Here is a 275-nt window from a genome sequence, read left to right on the forward strand (position 1 = left end):
CCCGCGTTGGCAGGCGGACCGGCGGAAACGGCAGCCCCCGTGCTGCCCGAAGGCCGGTACGGCACCAGCCGCGCCAAAGCGCCCCGGAAGTGGCGCCGGTGGGTCTTCCTGGCCGTCGCCCTGCTGGTCAGCGGCGTGATCGCGTGGATCGCGTACGTCAACCTCGGTTCCGCGCCGATCGACGCCGAGCGCATCGCGTTCAAGGCGAAACCGGGCAACGCGATGGAAATCACCATCAACGTGACCAGGGACGACGACAGCAGGCCGGGCGTGTG

The 275-nt window shown here is 70.2% G+C and carries 1 protein-coding gene; it reads left to right on the forward strand.

The window, feature by feature from the left end:
• Positions 1 to 39 precede the first annotated feature (39 nt).
• A partial coding sequence (locus tag AC4HNJ_RS21920; protein ID WP_490481732.1) for a DUF4307 domain-containing protein occupies positions 40 to 275 on the forward strand: 236 nt, incomplete at its 3' end.

The organism is Dyella sp. SYSU CM1112, from assembly GCF_058216415.1.